The 16,776-nt window shown below is 72.4% G+C and carries 17 protein-coding genes and 1 pseudogene; 12 read left to right on the forward strand and 6 right to left on the reverse strand.

The window, feature by feature from the left end:
* Positions 1-165: 165 nt before the first annotated feature.
* From ABZ948_RS21440 to ABZ948_RS21465, 6 genes are all read left to right on the forward strand, one after another.
* Positions 166-1,467, forward strand: coding sequence for a PucR family transcriptional regulator (locus ABZ948_RS21440; RefSeq protein WP_359761795.1), 1,302 nt, complete (start codon positions 166-168; stop codon positions 1,465-1,467).
* Positions 1,468-1,677: 210 nt separating this feature from the next.
* Complete coding sequence (locus ABZ948_RS21445) at positions 1,678-2,490, forward strand: ABC transporter ATP-binding protein (RefSeq protein ID WP_359761797.1); 813 nt, start codon at positions 1,678-1,680, stop codon at positions 2,488-2,490.
* On the forward strand, positions 2,487-3,290 hold the full coding sequence (locus ABZ948_RS21450; RefSeq protein ID WP_359761799.1) for an ABC transporter ATP-binding protein: 804 nt from the start codon (positions 2,487-2,489) through the stop codon (positions 3,288-3,290). The genes ABZ948_RS21445 and ABZ948_RS21450 overlap by 4 nt, the downstream gene beginning before the upstream one ends.
* Entirely contained in the window at positions 3,287-4,186 is a 900-nt protein-coding gene (locus ABZ948_RS21455; protein ID WP_359761800.1) for a branched-chain amino acid ABC transporter permease, read from the forward strand. The genes ABZ948_RS21450 and ABZ948_RS21455 overlap by 4 nt, the downstream gene beginning before the upstream one ends.
* On the forward strand, positions 4,179-5,318 hold the full coding sequence (locus ABZ948_RS21460) for a branched-chain amino acid ABC transporter permease (RefSeq protein WP_435857552.1): 1,140 nt from the start codon (positions 4,179-4,181) through the stop codon (positions 5,316-5,318). Before ABZ948_RS21455 ends, ABZ948_RS21460 begins: the two co-directional genes overlap by 8 nt.
* Entirely contained in the window at positions 5,315-6,601 is a 1,287-nt protein-coding gene (locus ABZ948_RS21465) for an ABC transporter substrate-binding protein (protein WP_359761802.1), read from the forward strand. The genes ABZ948_RS21460 and ABZ948_RS21465 overlap by 4 nt, the downstream gene beginning before the upstream one ends.
* A gap of 74 nt (positions 6,602-6,675) precedes the next feature.
* Here ABZ948_RS21465 and ABZ948_RS21470 read toward each other — a convergent pair whose 3' ends face one another.
* Positions 6,676-7,461, reverse strand: a complete 786-nt coding sequence (locus tag ABZ948_RS21470; protein ID WP_359761804.1) for a GNAT family N-acetyltransferase — start codon at positions 7,459-7,461, stop codon at positions 6,676-6,678.
* Positions 7,462-7,558: 97 nt separating this feature from the next.
* Positions 7,559-7,996: a hypothetical protein gene (locus tag ABZ948_RS21475; RefSeq protein ID WP_359761805.1), complete on the reverse strand. Its 438-nt coding sequence runs from the start codon at positions 7,994-7,996 to the stop codon at positions 7,559-7,561.
* A 98-nt stretch (positions 7,997-8,094) separates the two neighbouring features.
* Between ABZ948_RS21475 and ABZ948_RS21480 the strand changes: the two genes are divergently transcribed.
* The 4 genes and pseudogenes from ABZ948_RS21480 to ABZ948_RS21495 all read left to right on the forward strand — a co-directional run.
* A complete protein-coding gene (locus tag ABZ948_RS21480) occupies positions 8,095-8,814 on the forward strand; it encodes a helix-turn-helix transcriptional regulator (RefSeq protein ID WP_435857558.1) in 720 nt (239 codons plus the stop codon).
* 40 nt (positions 8,815-8,854) lie between these two features.
* A complete protein-coding gene (locus ABZ948_RS21485) occupies positions 8,855-9,418 on the forward strand; it encodes a dihydrofolate reductase family protein (protein ID WP_359761806.1) in 564 nt (187 codons plus the stop codon).
* 211 nt (positions 9,419-9,629) lie between these two features.
* Entirely contained in the window at positions 9,630-10,859 is a 1,230-nt protein-coding gene (locus ABZ948_RS21490) for a GNAT family N-acetyltransferase (protein WP_359761807.1), read from the forward strand.
* Positions 10,762-11,100: pseudogene (locus ABZ948_RS21495) on the forward strand (HD domain-containing protein); the annotation flags it as partial. The gene ABZ948_RS21490 and the pseudogene ABZ948_RS21495, both read left to right, overlap by 98 nt.
* Positions 11,101-11,124: 24 nt before the next feature.
* Here ABZ948_RS21495 and ABZ948_RS21500 read toward each other — a convergent pair.
* Both ABZ948_RS21500 and ABZ948_RS21505 read right to left on the reverse strand, forming a co-directional pair.
* A complete protein-coding gene (locus ABZ948_RS21500; RefSeq protein WP_359761881.1) occupies positions 11,125-12,270 on the reverse strand; it encodes an RNA polymerase sigma factor in 1,146 nt (381 codons plus the stop codon).
* An 8-nt stretch (positions 12,271-12,278) separates the two neighbouring features.
* Positions 12,279-12,686 (reverse strand): YciI family protein, encoded by a 408-nt coding sequence (locus tag ABZ948_RS21505; RefSeq protein ID WP_359761809.1) that lies wholly within the window; start codon positions 12,684-12,686, stop codon positions 12,279-12,281.
* A 237-nt stretch (positions 12,687-12,923) separates the two neighbouring features.
* Between ABZ948_RS21505 and ABZ948_RS21510 the strand changes: the two genes are divergently transcribed.
* Positions 12,924-13,292 carry a VOC family protein gene (locus tag ABZ948_RS21510; RefSeq protein ID WP_359761811.1) on the forward strand — a complete coding sequence of 123 codons (369 nt, stop codon included), beginning with the start codon at positions 12,924-12,926 and terminating at the stop codon, positions 13,290-13,292.
* 12 nt (positions 13,293-13,304) lie between these two features.
* On the opposite strand, the gene ABZ948_RS21515 is transcribed toward ABZ948_RS21510, so the two are convergent.
* Together ABZ948_RS21515 and ABZ948_RS21520 are read right to left on the reverse strand one after the other, a co-directional pair.
* Positions 13,305-15,122: a caspase family protein gene (locus tag ABZ948_RS21515; RefSeq protein WP_359761813.1), complete on the reverse strand. Its 1,818-nt coding sequence runs from the start codon at positions 15,120-15,122 to the stop codon at positions 13,305-13,307.
* Entirely contained in the window at positions 15,119-15,511 is a 393-nt protein-coding gene (locus ABZ948_RS21520) for a hypothetical protein (protein WP_359761815.1), read from the reverse strand. Before ABZ948_RS21520 ends, ABZ948_RS21515 begins: the two co-directional genes overlap by 4 nt.
* Before the next feature lie 271 nt (positions 15,512-15,782).
* On the opposite strand from ABZ948_RS21520, the gene ABZ948_RS21525 reads away from it, so the two are divergent.
* Positions 15,783-16,739: a GlxA family transcriptional regulator gene (locus ABZ948_RS21525; RefSeq protein WP_359761816.1), complete on the forward strand. Its 957-nt coding sequence runs from the start codon at positions 15,783-15,785 to the stop codon at positions 16,737-16,739.
* Positions 16,740-16,776 lie beyond the last annotated feature (37 nt).

Below are 16,776 nucleotides of genomic sequence, written 5' to 3' on the forward strand. Positions count from 1 at the left end.
CAGAAGACCGCCGCACGACTCTGGGGACCGACCGGACGGTATGCCATTCTGCGAGGCAGGACTATCGGGTGAGGACGGCCGCACGGGCAGCGCACCCGCCGGACGCCGCCGAGCCCGGCCGGGCGCCGGGCGCCGCCGGGAGGCCGAGGTTGGGGGAGGACCGCGATGCATCCTGCCGCACGCACACGCACGACACGCACGACATACTCGACGTTCCGCACCGGGCCGACGCCCGTTCCGCAGCCGCGGACAGGGCGGGTCCGGTCACTGATCGACGCCGACGCCCTGCGCGTCCTGCACCGGGCCGCCCGCGTCCTGCTCGACGACCTGCCCGAGCTGACCGACCGCCTGGTGGCGGTGCTGCGTGAGCAGGAACCGGCCTACCGGACCGCGCTGGAGAACGACCGTGCCGCCACCTGGCAGGAGGCCTACCGCTCCCTGCGGCACAGCGTGACCTCGCTGCTCGACCCGCGCGGCACCCGCGAGGCCGCCCATCGCTGCACCTGGCGGATCGGTGTCACCCGGGCCGGGCAGGGGCTGCCGCTGGACGCCCTGCTGCACGCGTTCCGGCTGGGCGGGTCCCTGGTGTGGCAGCGGCTGGTCGAGGAGACCGCCCGCTCGGAACCCGAGGACATCCGACTCCTGGTGCACGTGGCCACCGACGTGTGGAACTTCGTCGACGAGCACTGCACCCTCCTGGCGGACGCCTACCGGCAGGCCGAGCGGCAGCTCGCCTGGCGGCGCGAGAACCGGGTGCGCCTGCTGGCTGCGGCCCTCCTGGACGGCACGAGCCGGATCGCCGATCTGCCCGAGGCCGCCGAGGGGCTGGGCCTGCCGGAGCACGGCCGGTACGTCGTCGTCGCGGCCACCGGCGGCCGGCCGCAGGACCCCACGGGCGTCCGGGCCGCCCCCCTGTCGTCCGCGCACTGGCACGCGGGAGCGGACGTGGACTACGGCATCGTCCTGGTCGGCGCAGCGGGGGAGGGGGAGGACGACCGGGATCCTGTGGCGGCGCTGGCTCTGTCCGCCGACGGCCCGGCCGGCCGCCGGATCGGCATCGGCAGTGCCGTCACGGGACTCGCCGCGGTCGGCGACGCCCGGCGCCTCGCCGACCTGGCCCTGAGCATCTGCCCGCCCGAGGGCGGCACGGTCCGGCTCACCGAGCACCTGCCCGAGGCCCTGGTCGTCTCCTCCCCGGAGCTCGGCGCGACCCTCACCGAGCGCGTCCTGGGCCCCCTGCTGCGGCTGGAACCGGCCGACCGGGACGTACTGCTCGACACTCTGGCCGCCTGGTTCGCCTCCGAGGGGTCCGCCCAGCGCGCCGGTGAACGGCTGTACTGCCACCGCAACACCGTCCTGAACCGGCTGCGCCGCTGCGAGCAGCTCATCGGCCGCTCCCTGGCACGCCCGCTCGACGTGGTGGAGATCAGCCTCGCGCTGATGGCGCGCCGCCTGCTGCCCGGCTGACCGCGACGCCCGGGGCCCGACGCCGCAGCGGGCCCTGCAGCCGGACCCGGGCCGCGGCTGGGCAGCCGCACAGTCCCCGTCGGCCCGGGTTGGGCGCGCGCAGCCACCCGGCCGAACCTTCTGTACCGCGTCCCCGCGGCCGTGCTGTCGTGAGCTGCCCCTTCCCCCGAAGCACCCGTGCCCGACGACGGCACGGATCGAGGAGCCGCGATGCCCGAAGCACCACCGGACGACCAGCCCGCCCTGCGCGTCGAGGCCCTCGACGTGACCTACGGCCGCGCGTTGTCCGCGCTTCGTTCCGTGACGCTGACCGTCCCCCACGGCACGGTCGTCGCCCTGCTCGGCGCCAACGGCGCGGGCAAGACGACCCTGCTGCGGGCCGTGTCGGGCACCCTGCGCCTGCACCGCGGCGCGATCACGGCCGGCCGCATCCGCTACGGCGCCACGGAACTCGACGGGCGCGACCCGGTCGCCGCCGTGCGCGCCGGAGTCGTCCAGGTCCCGGAGGGGCGCCGGGTCTTCGCCGGGCTCACCGTCGACGAGAACCTGCGCAGCGGCGGTCTCGGCCTCGCCCGGCGCCGCGCGGACCAGGTGGCCGAGGCCCGCGAGCGGGTCTTCACGCTCTTCCCGCGCCTCGCCGAACGCACCCGGCAGGCCGCGGGACTGCTCTCCGGAGGCGAGCAGCAGATGCTCGCCATCGGGCGCGCCCTCATGGCCGCACCACGCCTGCTCCTGCTCGACGAGCCGTCCCTGGGCCTCGCCCCGCAGATGGTCCACCGGATCGCCGAGGTCATCCGCGAGATCAACGCCCAGGGCACCGCCGTCCTGCTCGTCGAGCAGAACGCGGGCATGGCGCTGTCCCTCGCCGACACCGCCCACGTCCTGGAGGTCGGCGAGGTCCGGCTCTCCGGGCCCGCCGACGAACTCGCCCGCACGGACGCCGTGAAGCGGCTCTACCTGGGCGAGACCACAGACACCCCGGAGCGCACCGTGAGCAGACCCGAGGGGCGGGGAGCCGCGTGACCGTCCGCACCACCGCACCACCCGAACTCACCGTGACGGACGTGACCGTCCGGTTCGCCGGACTCACCGCCCTGGACACGGTGTCCTTCACCGTCGCCCCGGGCTCCGTCCACGCGCTCATCGGACCCAACGGAGCGGGCAAGTCCACCTGCTTCAACGTGCTGTCGGGGCTGTGCCGCCCGGCCACGGGCACCGTACGCCTCGGCGACGCCGACCTCACCCGGCTCGCCCCGCACCGCATCGCCGCCCTGGGCGTGGCCCGCACCTTCCAGAACATCGTCACCACCCAGGGCACGGTCGCCGACAATTTGATGCTCGGCCGCCACGCCCTGTCCCGGGCCGGGTTCGCCGCCAGCGCGCTGCGCCTTCCGCGCGCCCGGCGCGAACAACGCGCACACCTGGAGCGAGCCCGCGCCATCGCCGAACTCACAGGCCTCGCCGCGCACTTCGACAGCCCCGTCGCCCTGCTCTCCTACGGCGACCGCAAGCGCGTGGAGTTCGCCCGCGCTCTGTGCCTGGAGCCCAGCGTCCTGCTGCTGGACGAGCCGGTCGCCGGGATGAACGCCGCCGAACGGGCCCGCACGGTGGAGGTCGTGCACGCCGTACGCGCCGAACTCGGCCTCTCGGTCGTGCTGGTGGAGCACGACATGGGCCTGGTGATGCGGCTCGCCGACGAGGTGACCGTCCTCGACTTCGGCCGCGCCATCGCCCACGGCACCCCGGACGAGGTGCGCCGCGACCCCGAGGTGCTGCGCGCCTACCTCGGCACCGGCGCCGAGGGGGAGGAGGACGCGGCATGACGACCTTCCTGGACAACGTCTTCAACGGCCTCGCCCTGGGCGCGGTCTACGCCCTCGTCGCCCTCGGCTTCGTCATCATCTTCAAGGCCTCCGGCGTCATGAACTTCGCCCACGGCTCCCTGCTCCTCCTCGGCGGCTACCTCACCGCCGTGCTCCACGACGACCTCGGCTTCGCCGGCGCCCTCGCCGTGGCCGTCCTGGTGACCGCGGCCGTGGCCGGCGCCCTGGACCGCTTCCTGCTCCAGGCAGGCGGCGGAGCGGACCCGCACGCCGCCCACGTGCAGACCATCGTCACCATCGGCGTCGACATCCTCATCCTCACCGACCTGTCCCGGCGCATCGGCGGCGACCTGCTCTCGCTGGGCGACCCCTGGGGCGACTCGGTGAGCGGGCTGGGGCCGGTGACCGTCGCGGACAGCCGCATCGCCGCGATCGTCGTGTCCACCCTGGTCATCGCCGGCGTCTTCGCCCTGTTCCGGTACACCTCCTGGGGCCTGTCGCTGCGCGCCTCGGCCGAGGACGTCGAGGCGGCCGCGCTGATGGGCGTACGGCTGGTCCGGATCCGCATGCTCGCCTGGTGCCTCGCCGGAGCGCTCGCCGCCCTGGCGGCGGTGTTCCTCGCGGCGTTCCCCGCCCCCGGCCTGGAGCGCACCACCGGCCAGATCGCCCTCAAGGCGTTCCCGGCGGCGATCCTCGGCGGGATGGCCTCGCCGCCCGGCGCCCTCGCCGGCAGCCTGCTCATCGGCATGACCGAGGCGCTCGTCGCGGGCTACCAGTCCGATCTGCACGTCCTCGGCGAGGGCTTCGGCGACGTCGCTCCCTACGCGGTGATGGTGCTGGTCCTGCTGGTGCGGCCCACCGGGCTGTTCGGCGGAAAGGCGGCGGTCCGTGTCTGACCGGCTCTCCCGCGCCCTGACCACCCGCCCGGCCCGGACCGTCGCCGCCGTCACCGTCCTGTGCGCCCTGCCCTTCTACCTCGACGCGTTCTGGCTGCGCATCGGCCTGTTCTCGATGGCGGCGGCCATCGGCGCGGTGGGCCTGGGCCTGCTGTCCGGCACCGCCGGCCAACTCTCCCTCGGCCACGCCTTCTTCCTGGCCGTGGGCGCCTACGGCTACGTCTGGCTGGCCGGTGAACCCGGCCCGGGCCTGCCGACCGCCGTGGCCGCCGTACTCGCCGTCCTGCTCGCCGGAGCGGCCGGCGGTCTCTTCAGCCCCGTCGCCGGCCGGGTACGCGGCATCTACCTCGGCGTCGCCACCCTGGCCCTGGTCTTCCTCGGCCACCACGTCCTGCTCACCGCGGACTCCGTCACCGGCGGATTCAACGGCCGCTCCGTACCGCCCCTCGAACTCGGCGGCTTCTCCTTCTCCGCGGACTCCGAACTCATTCTGCTCGGCGTCCCCTTCGGCGCGGAGGAACGACTGTGGTACCTGGGGCTCGCCCTCTTCGCGCTCACCTGGTTCACCGCCCGCGGACTGCTCCGGGGCCGTCCCGGGCGCGCCCTCGCGGCCCTGCGCGACAGCGAGACCGCGGCCGCTGTGATGGGCGTGGACGTCTCCCGCCACCGCTCGGCGGCCTTCGTCGTCTCGTCGATGTACGCCGGCCTGGCGGGAGTGATGCTCGCCCTCTCCTTCCGCCGCGTCGTGCCCGACTACTTCGGCCTCGTCCTGTCGGTCGACTACCTCGCCATGATCGTCATCGGCGGACTCGGATCGGTCGCCGGAGCCACCGCCGGCGCCGTCTTCGTGACCGCGCTGCCCCTGCTGATGACCCGCTACGCCGACCAACTGCCCCTCGTGGCCGCCCCCGGCACCACCGACGGCACGGTCGGCCCCACCGAGGCCGCCCGCTACCTCTACGGAGCGGCGATCGTCCTCATCCTGCTCTTCGCCCCCGACGGCCTGCACGGCCTGGTCCGCCGCCTGCGCACCCGCCTGCGCCGCCGGCCACCCGCCCCGCCGCCCCCGGCCACCACCCCCGCCACACCCTCACCCGAGCCGTCCGCACGAGCCAAGGAGCCGACCCAGTGAAGTCCACGCACCACTCGCACCGCGTACGCCCCAGGACGCTCCTGGCCACCGCCCTCGCGGCCCTGCTGCTCACCGCCACCGGATGCAGCTCCAAGGCGAACTCCTCCGGGAGCACCGACGACGGCGCCGACGGCGTCAAGACCGGCCCCGGGGTGACCGGGAAGACCATCAGACTCGGCGCGTTGACGGATCTCACCGGCCCCTACGCCACCCTCGGCAAGAGCATCGTGCAGGCCCAGCAGATGTGGGCGGACGAGGTCAACGCCCGCGGCGGCATCTGCGACCGGCGCATCGAGATCGTCGTCAAGGACCACGGCTACGACGTCCAGAAGGCCGTCACCGCCTACGCCGACCTCTCCACGGACGTCCTGGCTCTTCCCCAGGTCATAGGCTCGCCCGTGATGGCCGCGCTGCTCGACGACATCGAACGGGACAAGGTGCTCACCTTCCCGCAGGCCTGGGCCGCCTCCCTGCTGGACCGGGACTCCGTCCAGGTCCTGGGCACCACCTACGACATCGACATGATCGCCGCGGTCGACTTCCTCACCCGCGACAAGGGCCTGGCGAAGGGCGACACGATCGGACACGTCCACTTCGAGGGCGACTACGGCGCCAACGCCCTCGAAGGCTCGCGGTGGGCCGCGAAGAAGGCCGGCCTGAAGGTCGTCGGCCAGAAGATCAAGGCGACCGACACCGACCTGTCCGCGCAGGTCTCCGCCCTGCGCAAGGAGGGAGTGAAGGCCATCCTGATCAGCGCGGGACCGGCCCAGACCGCGTCGCTGGTCGGTGTCGCGGCCTCCCGTGGCCTGAAGGTGCCCGTCGTCAGCAGCGCCCCCGGCTACGCCCCGCAGCTGATGAAGACCCCGGCCGCCCCCGCGCTCACCGCCCTGCTCAACGTGGTCAGCGCCGCGCCCGCGGTCAGCTCCGACCTGCCCGGGGTGCGCAAGATGGTCGCCTCCTACAAGAAGAAGTACCCGGGCTCCCTCATCGACTCGGGCGTGCTCTCCGGCTACAACGCCGCCCAGCTGATGGGCAACGACCTGAAGAAGGCCTGCGACAAGGGCGGCCTCACCCGCGAGGACCTGGTCGAGGCCCACCGCTCCCAGTCCGGCGTCGACGTCGGCCTCGGCACCGCGCAGGACTTCTCCGACAAGGCGCGGCCCGCGAGCACCTCGACCTACGTGCACAAGCCGGACGCCGAGGCGGTCGGAGCCGCGGTGAACGTCGAGGACGCGCACACGGCACCCGGCGTCGAGGAGTACCTCGCCTCCCGGAGCTCGTGACCCCGCCCGGGCGACGAACGGGCCACTGGGCCCCGGCCTGCGGAATCACGGTCCTTCGGGGCCCGGAGCTGACCTCAGGGCGACCAGACATACGGTGTCGTCGTGGTGACCGCGTGCAGGCCGAGGCGGGTGAGGACCGGCGCGCTGTCGGCCGAGGCGTCGACGTGGACGTAGGGGACGTCCCGCTCGGCAGCGAGCCGGGCCCGGTGGGCGACCATGGCCCGGTAGATGCCCTGTCCACGCCAAGCCTCTGGCGTGGAGCCGCCCCAGAGGCCGCCGAAGTCGACGCCGTCCTGGAACACCACCCAGGCGGCGCTGACGACTTCGGTGCCTGCCTCGGCGACGAGGACGACGGTGTTCTCCGGACCGTTCTCGATCCGAGCGGCCAGCTCGCCGGCCAGCCAGCCCCAGTCCTCACCCCAGACGGTGCTCTCCATGGCGGCGATGCGCTGGAGATCCGCACTGGCGGTGACACGGCGGAGGGTCACGCCGGCGGGCAGGACGGGGCCGGCGGCGAGGTCCGCGGACCGCCCGATGAGCACGGTCTCCGTGTCCTCGGCGACGAATCCGGCCGCGCTGAGCCGGTCGGTGACGTCGGCGGGGAGGTCGTGGGCGCGGGTCTTCCATTCGACCGCCTCACCACGGGCAGCGTAGAAGTCACGCTGCCGCGCTATGAGCGCGTCGGGTTCCTCCCCGCACACACCGAGGTCGCGTGGGCCCGTCACGAAACCCCGGTGCCATCCGACGACACGGGTCACCGGGCCGTCCTTCTCGACGCGGGCGCTGCCGCCCGGCGGGGTGACATCACGGAGCTGGGCGTCGTACGCGGCGCGGAGATCGCTGATCAGTGTGTCCGTCACCGGAACACCGTACGGACCGGGGCGAGCGGGAGGGCACGGCCGGAACCGGCCGGAACCGGAACCGGTCGCCGCCACCGCCCGGGCCCACCGCCGGCCGTCAGTCGGACCGCCGCTCCCCGTGGTAGCGCTGGGCGAGCCGGGCGAGGGCGACCGCACCGAGCAGCAGTCCGAAGTCGCGCAGCGCGATGTCGTAGTGGCCCGGGATGGTCAGCAGGTTGACGATGATGCCGGCCAGCCACCCGGCGACCAGCCAGCCCCCGAAACGGGGCGCGAGGGCGACGACGAGACCCGCGACGATCTCGATGACACCGACGGCGTACATGGCTGCCTGGGCGTTGCCGGGCACGACGTCGTTGATCCACGGCGCGAGGTAGACGGGCCAGTCCACGAGCAGGTTGGTGAACTTGTCCAGCCCGAACAGGATCGGCGCCACGGTGAACCCCGCGCGCAGGACGACGAACGCCTGGTAGCCGGGATCGCCGAGCGCGACACGCCTAGGGGTGGTGGACGGTGTGGTGGTGGTTGCGGACGACATGACGCCCGTCCCTTCTGTCGAGGCCTTCTATCAACAACTCTCATTAACGATAGAAGTACGCGACGCCTCTTTAGTCAAGGCCTGTGGGTTTTACACTGGTGTTCGTGGACCACCCGAATGAGGCACCCCAGGCACCCCAGGCACCCCAGGCCCCCAAGGGACCCCAGTCCGATGTCTCCGCCGTCGCCGCTCTGGACGAGCCGACCCGCAGGAGGCTGTACGACCACGTCGTGCGCCAGTCGGGACCGGTCAGCCGCGACGAAGCCGCCGCCGCCCTCGGCCTGGCGCGCCAGACCGCCGCCTTCCACCTGGACCGCCTGGCGGACGAAGCGCTCCTGGACGTCGTCTACGAGCGGCGCAGCGGCCGCACCGGGCCGGGGGCCGGCCGGCCCGCCAAGCTGTACAAGCGCTCGGCGAAGCAGGTCACGGTCAGCCTGCCCGAACGGCACTACGAGCTGGCCGGAAAGCTCCTCGCCCAGGCCATGGAGGAAGCCGAGACCACCGGCGAACCGGTCCGCGCCGTCCTGCACCGAAAGGCCCGGACCCACGGCGCCCGGCTCGCCGTGCAGGGCGCCCCGAGCGTGTTCGACCTGCTGGAGCGCTACGGCTTCGAGCCGCGCTTCGACGGCGAGGCGATCGTGCTGGGCAACTGCCCCTTCCACGAACTCGCCCGCGAGCACACCCAGACCGTGTGCGGCATGAACCTCCACCTGCTCGGCGGTGTCCTCGAAGGGCTCGACGAAGGCACCCTCCAGGCATGCCTCGCCCCGAGCCCCGGCCACTGCTGCGTCCGCCTGGAACCGACCGCCGCAGCGTGACAGGCCGTACCGTCGAACCGGCAACCGAGGAGGAACCCCGATGCGCAGAGTGACCTACTCGATGGGCGTCTCGCTCGACGGTTACATCGTCGGGCCGGACGGCGGCTTCGACTGGACGGCGCCCGTCGAGGACGTCTTCCGCTTCTGGATCGACGAGATCCGGGAGGTCGGCGTCCACCTGCTGGGCCGTCGGCTGTACGAGACGATGCTGTACTGGGAGACCGCGGACCAGGAGCAATCGCTCGACGACGCGGAGCTCGAGTGGGCCGCCCTCTGGAACCCGCTCCCGAAGGTGGTGTTCTCCACCACGCTGTCGACGGTCCAGGGCCACGCCCGTCTGGCCTCCGGCGGCGTGGCGGAGGAGATCGAGCGGTTGCGAGCCGAGCCAGGGGAGGGCGATATCGCGATCGGCGGCGCGACCCTCGCCGCGGAGGCGGCCGCGGCGGGGCTGATCGACGAGTACCGGACCATGGTCTACCCGGTGCTGGTCGGCGGTGGCATTCCGTTCTTCCCCCGGCACGAGCGCCGGGTGGACCTCGAACTCGTCGAGACCCGCACCTTCAGCTCGAAGGTCGTCTACCTCCGCTACCGCGTGACGCGCTAGTGCGGCGACGCTGCCGGCCACCACCCGCCCACCGAACTCGTAGAACCGCCCACCGAGCTCGCAAGACCCGCCCACCGAACTCGCAAGACCCGCAGACCGCGCTCGCAAAGCCCTTCCGCCGTAATTCATTTGACCGGGCCGCGGCCCCACGCTGCACTGTGGCCCGGCACCACCCGTCGTGGTGCCGGCAACCCGAGGAGGCAGCGGCAGCATGGAGATTCGCCCCACCACCGACGAGGATCTCGACGTCTTCGTCGACACGGTCCATGCAGCGTTCGGGCGCTTCCCGGAAACCCCGGTCGACGGCGGCGGGCTGTGGTGGTCGGCGCTCGAGACGGACCGCTGCCTCCTCGCCCGGACGGCGGACGGGCGGCCCGTCGGCACCGCCGCCACGCACTCGTTCGAGCTCACGCTGCCCGGTGAAACCCTCGTCCCGGCCCCCGGGGTGACCGCCGTCGGCGTCCTCCCCTCGCACCGGCGCCAGGGCGTGCTCAGCGCGATGATGCGGCATCAGCTCGCCGAGCTGCGGGCCGGCGGAGAGGTCCTCTCCGTGCTGCTGGCCTCCGAGGCGCCGATCTACGGCCGGTTCGGCTACGGACCGGCGACCTACACGCAGCGGCTGACGGTGCCGCGCCACCGGGCCGCCCTCGCCCCGAGCCGGGCGCGTGGAACGGCCGACGCACCTGCGGCCGACCCGGACAACGGCTCGGTGGAGGTACTGCGCCGCACCGAATGCGGCGACATCCTGGAGGAGGTCTACGACCGCTACCGCCGCGCCCAGCCGGGCGCGCTGTCCCGGCCGCACCGCTGGTGGGCCTTGCGCGCGGGGCAGCCCCCGATCTCTCCGGCGCCGCGCTACGTCGCCGTCCACCGTGACGCCGACGGCGTCCCGGACGGGTATGCCAGCTACTCGATCGACGCGGACACCTTGACGGTCGACGAGACGATCGCCGCCGACGACGCCGTCTTCACGGCCCTGGCCCGGTTCGCGCTCGCCCACGACCTGGTCTCCAAGGTCGTGTTCAACCAGGTCCCGCCCCAGCACCCGCTGAGCTGGCAGCTCGCGGACTTCCGCGCCGGCGAGGTGAGCGGCGTCATGGACTGGCTCTGGGTGCGGCTGCTGGACGTCCCACGCGCGCTGACGGCGCGCGGCTGGTTCGCGGACGGCGACATCGTCCTCGACGTCGAGGACCCGTTCCTCGACGAGCACGGCCGCTACCTGCTGACCGTCCGGGACGGCAAAGCCGACTGCGTCCTGACGGACCGGGAGCCCGACCTGTCCCTGGACGTACGGGACCTGGGCTCGGTCTACCTCGGCGGCACAGCCCCGAGCACGCTCGTGCGTGCCGGACACATCCGGGCCCACCACCCGGACGCGGCCCCCCTCGCCGACGCCCTCTTCCGCGCCGACCGCTCCCCGCACTGCCTGCACTGGTTCTGACCGCCTGTACTCCGACCACCCCATCGACGTGGGGCACACCGTCGAACTGGTCCTGCTGCACGACCTGGTGGAGATCTACGCCGGCGACACCCCGCTCTACGACGCGGCAGCCGGGACGGACCAGCAGGAGCGGGAAGCCGTCGCGGCCGACGAACTCTTCGCTCTGCTCCCGGCCGAGCAGGCACGGCGCATGCGGGCCCTCTGGGACGAATTCGAGGAACGCCACACCCCGGAAGCCAGATGCGCCAAGGAGGAGCCTGACCGGTCAGTGACGCAGGCGGGCGTTGAGCCGGGCGGCCTGGTGTGTCAGGTGCCGGCGTTCGCCGAGGCTGGGGGCCTTGTGGGCCGCCTCGGCATACAGCCGTGCCGCCGTCTCCAGGTCGCCGTCGCGCTCGTGGAGGTACGCGGCCACCGCGGTGTGGCGGGGCAGTGCGGCATCGAGAGCCGCGAGCGCCGCCAGCCCGGCGCGCGGTCCGTCGGCCTCGCCGACGGCGACCGCGCGATTGAGCCGGACGACGGGGCTGTCGGTCAGCCGCACCAACTCGTCGTACCACTCGACGATCTGCACCCAGTCGGTCTCCTCGGCTCGGGGCGCGTCGGCGTGCAGGGCGGCGATGGCGGCCTGGGCCTGGTACTCGCCCAGCCGGTCCCGGGCGAGGGCCGTCTGCAGGATCGCGACGCCTTCGGCGATCAACCCGGTGTCCCACCGGCCGCGGTCCTGCTCGGCGAGCGGCACCAGACTGCCGTCGGGCGCCGTCCGGGCGGCGCGCCGGGCGTGGTGCAGCAGCATGAGGGCGAGCAGCCCCGCCACCTCCGGGTGGTCGACGGCGGCCGCGAGCTGCCGGGTGAGCCGTATGGCTTCCGCGGCGAGGTCGACGTCACCGGAGTAGCCCTCGTTGAAGACCAGGTAGAGGACGCGCAGCACCGTGGCGACGTCGCCGGGCTGATCGAACCGCACACCGGCCAGCGTGCGCTTGGCCCGGCTGATCCGCTGGGCCATGGTTGCCTCGGGCACCAGGTAGGCCCGGGCGATCTGGCGGGTGGTGAGCCCGCCGACCGCGCGCAGTGTGAGCGCGATGGCGGAGGACGGCGTCAGGGACGGATGGGCGCACAGGAAGTAGAGCCGGAGCGTGTCGTCCGCCGCGGGCCCCGGCCCGGGCACCGGCTCCTCCCTGACGAGGTCCTCACGCCGACGGCGGGCGGCGTCCGCCCGGGCCTGGTCGAGGAACTTGCGCCACGCCACGGTGACCAGCCAGCCCTTCGCGTCCCGCGGCGGGTCGGACGGCCAGACCCGCAGTGCCTCGACCAGCGCCTCCTGCACGGCGTCCTCGGCCGCCGCGAAGTCGGCTCCGCGGCGGACGAGGAGGGCCAGCACGCTCGGGGTGAGGCTGCGGAGCAGGGCCTCGTCCATCGGTGGGGTCACTCCGTGATGGTGGCCGTGGTGCCGTAGAAGGGGCGCACCTCGAGCCACTCGTGGATCGGCTTCCCGCCGGCCCCGGGGGCGGCCGACAGCTCCCCGGCCAGCTCGACCGCGCGCTCGTAGCTGTCGACGTCGATCACCATCCAGCCGGCGATGAGGTCCTTGGTCTCGGCGAACGGGCCGTCGGTCACCGGCGGACGCCCCTCACCGTCGTAGCGGACCCAGGCGCCCTCGGGGGCGAGCGCCTGGCTGTCGACGTACTCGCCGGTCTTCTCCAGCCGGGCCGCGAAGTCGTTCATGTACTGCACGTGCGCCGAGATCTCCTCGGGCGTCCACTGGTCCATGGGGACGTCGTTCACGGCCGCCGGAGCTCCGCGGTAGTGCTTGAGCAGCAGGTACTTGGCCATTTTGTCTTCTCCTGGGTGCTGGTGCGGCCCATTGTGGTCGCGTTCACCCCGGGGACGAAGCAGGCCACGGGTTCTCGACATCGCCGCCCAAGATTTTTTCCGGGCTCTCGTGGACGAGCCGAGTGAGCCGTTCTCATGCCCGGCCGACGAGCGACTCGGGCGAGGATGACGCAGCCGATGAGTTCACGGCCCTCGAACGGTCTGCCCAGCGACACGACCGTTCTCGACAGGAGTGCCATGTCCACCATCCAGCCCGTGATCCTGACGGCCGACCAGGACGTCCTCCTCGGCTTCTACACGAACCTGTTCGGCGCCGAGGAGATCTTCCGCGTTCCGGAGGAGGGCCCCGCCTTCTACGTCGGCCTGCGCATCGGCGACACCGACCTCGGGCTGGTGACCAAGGCGAACGCGGAGACGGGGGCGGCGCCGCGGATCCTGCTCAGCATCGGCGTCGACGACGTCGACGAGACGCTCGCCCGGGTGACGGCCCTCGGCGGCTCGGTCCGCAGCGGCCCCGACGACATGCCGTGGGGACAGCGCGTCGCCCACATCTCCGACCCCGACGGCAACCCGGTGAACCTCACGCAGCCGATCCCGGCCCCCTGACACCGATGACGGTCACCACTCCCCGCTGCCCACCAGGTAGGTGATGCCGGCGAGGACGGCCAGGACCAGTGCCGGGATGGCCACACCCTTGGCGATGGAGGTGAGGGTGCGCGTCCTCCCGGCAGCCTGTCCGGTGTAGTGATCGCGACGTGCCGCCAGATCGTGCCGGGCGATCGCGCCGGTGATCAACGCTGCCGCGCCGGTGATCAGACACACGGTGAGGGGCGTGAGCGCTCCGTGTTCGCGGATGTTGTCCTCGATGTTGCCGTAGACCCCCGCGTCACTCCGGTCCATGATCGCGGCCACTGCGCTCTGGATGGCCAGCACGAGGGTGATCAGAGCGGTGACGGCGAGGGCGAGTGCGGCGACGGCCAGGGCGAGAGCCGGTCCGGGTGGGGGTGGTGGCGCCTTTCCTGAAGGGACTGTGGGGGTCACCGGCGGTGTCGCGGGAGGAGGCGGGATTTTCGACTGGCCGATGACCGCCGTATCCCCCGCGCCGCCCGATCCGTGCGTCGCCTTCGTGGCGCCGTTCGAGGGGCCGGTACCCGATCCGCCGGAGTCGCGCTGGTGCGCGAGCGTGATCACCGCCTCGACGTGGATGACCGACTCGTCGGCCACGCCCTTGAGCACGATGTCGCCGGCCAGGTGTCCTTCGGCGGTCGTGTCGATGTGGACGTCCAGGCCTCCCGGGGTCGGGTCGACGCGCAGCCACGCCTGTTGCGGCTGGGCCACGCAGTGGCGGGCCAGTGGCGGGCCGTGCATGGTCACGGACTGCTTCGGCGGGGCCGAGCCCTGCGGCACCCGGCCGAAGTCCAGGTGGTCCGGGGCCGGCTGCAGACGGATGTCGCTCAGGCACTTGGATGCCAGATCGGCGATCTGCTCGACATCGTTGCGCGCGACTTCCTCCAGGTGCTGACGTGCTCCTTCGGCCCGGGGCAGCTCGGGGTGCCGCAGCCGTTTGTCCAGTTCCAGCACGGCGCCCTGCCGCTCGAGGAACGCGTCGCTGCTCAGAGCGGCCTTCAGCGCAGGGGGTGAGGGTATGGCGGCGATCTTGATGCGGCCGCGCCGGCTGTGCGCCAGATGCAGCTCCCCGTGGAGTTCGGCTGCCTTCTTGGGCCTCTGGTTGGGGTTCTGCTCTCGTACGTGCCGGTAGACGTATTCGTACAGGTCGTCCAGGGAGACCTTGCCGTCCGCGTCGATGTCGGCTTCGCCGGTTTCGAGGCCTTGGACCACGGCGTGGGTGAACACCGACGGCCGGGCAGCGGAGTTCTCGGTGAGCCGGTTGTCCTCGAAGGCGTACTCCATGGAGTCGGAGGCGGTGATGACGGCCCAGCCCCGTCCGCTGTCGGGTTCGTCCTTCGCGAAGGACTCCAGGACGTTGACGTCTCCTGAAGCGCGCACGGAGGCCGAGCCCTTGGAGAAGGCGCCGCCGTAGCAGCAGTCGAGGAAGAGGACCGTGCGGCCCGCCCGGGTGGTGGCCATGCAGCTGCGGACGAACTGGGAGGGGACGGCCGTGGCGGCCAGCAGCGGGGGTTCGGTGTCGCTCGCGGCGAAGTACAGTTCGCCGGATTCGCTCTTGAGGCCGTGGCAGGAGAAGTGCAGCAGGAGCGTGTCGGCGCGGTTGCGCTCGTGGAAGAAGCGCTGGATGCGCCGGCGCATGAGGTCGGCCGACGCGTTGTGCACGACCTCCACCTCGAAGTCGCCTATGTGCGGGTCGTGCAGCACTTTCTCGAGCGCCGCGGCGTCCTGGGCCGGGGCGTTGAGCTTCTTGAGGCCTTGGTCCGTGTAGCGGTCGTTGGCGATGATCAGCGCGTGTCGGGAAGCGGTCATGGCTCGGCTCCGGCGGGGGAGTGGCGCTGGGTGAAGATCCTGATGGCTTCCGCGACCTGTTCGTCCGTCGCCTCGGACAGTTCCAGGACGTCGTCTCCCATCTGCAGGTGCAGGGACGGGCGCGTGTCATGGTGGCGGCCCAGCCAGGACCGGATGACGGTCACCACCTGGTTCAGTGCCGTCGCCGAACTGCCCAGGGTCACCAGCAGGGCGCCGATCTGGGTGACGTCCACGGCTCGGGCGCCGGGCGGGGCCTCGCCGCCCGGGAGGGTCCTGACGTCGGCGATGTCGAGATCCAGCAGTTCCTCGCGCAGGTAGCCGGTCAGCTCGGCGACGCGTTCGGCTTCCGCGTCCGGTTCGGTGAGGAGGATGCGCAGCGTGTTCTCCACCGGTCAGCCCCTTTTGCTTGCTCGTCGGGGCGCAGAGTCGCTGTGCGGTGGGCTCTACGTCTGTAACTACAGTTTCTGCTGCTCACAGCGGGGTGGCAAGTCGCCCCGGGCGGCATCAATATGACGGTTCAACGTTAAGGTTTCCCATTCAACTTGGGGTGGCTCAACGCCACGAGAGGCGTCCGCCGGGCACGTACGACCGGTCCGACATGGCCACGATGACGGCCGGCCGTGGTCGTGTCGGCGGCACGCCCCCCATAGCCTCTTCCCCATGCCGTCCTCGCGCCTCCACCGCGTCGCCGTCCTCGTACTCGAGGGAGCGAAGCCACTCGACGTCGGCATCCCCGCGCAGGTCTTCACGACCCGCGCGAGCATGCCCTACGAGGTACGGGTCTGCGGGGCGGCACCCGGTCTCGTCACCGGCGGCGACGGCCTGTCCTACTCCGTCGCCCACGGCCTGGACGCGCTGGCCTGGGCCGACATCGTCTTCGTCCCCGGCTACCGGCACCCGGACCGCGACGACCCGCCGCAGCCCGTCGCCGACGCACTGCTGGCCGCCCACGCCCGGGGCGCACGGCTCGCCGCCATCTCCACCGGCGCCTTCGCCCTCGCCGCCACCGGCCTGCTCGACGGCAGACGCGCCACCACGCACTGGCACTACACCCGCGCGCTGAAAGCCAAGCACCCGCTCATCCAGGTCGACGAGAACGTCCTGTTCGTCGACGAGGGCAGCGTCCTCACCTCGGCCGGCGCCGCCTCCGGCATCGACCTGTGCCTGCACATCCTGCGCGGCGACCTCGGAGTGGCCGCCTCGAATCACGCCGCCCGCCGCCTGGTCGCGGCCCCCTACCGCAGCGGAGGCCAGGCCCAGTACGTGCCGCGCAGCGTCCCCGAACCGCTCGGCGAGCGCTTCGGCGCCACCCGCGAGTGGGCCCTGCACCGGCTCGGCGAGCCCCTCACCCTCGATCTGCTGGCACAGCAGGCCGGAGTGTCGGCGCGCACGTTCTCCCGCCGCTTCGTGGAGGAGACCGGCTACACGCCGATGCAGTGGGTGATGCGCGCCCGCGTCGACCTCGCCCGCGAACTGCTGGAGCGCTCCGAGCGCAGCGTCGAACAGATCGCCGCCGACGTCGGCCTCGGCACCGGCGCGAACCTGCGTCTGCACTTCCAGCGCATCCTGGGCACCACCCCCAGCGAGTACCGACGCACCTTCACCCGCGGCGCATAGCCCTGGCCGGATCCTTTTGAACCATGGCGATACCGCC

Origin of the sequence: Streptomyces olindensis, assembly GCF_040645895.1 — a bacterium.
Lineage (GTDB): Bacteria > Actinomycetota > Actinomycetes > Streptomycetales > Streptomycetaceae > Streptomyces > Streptomyces olindensis.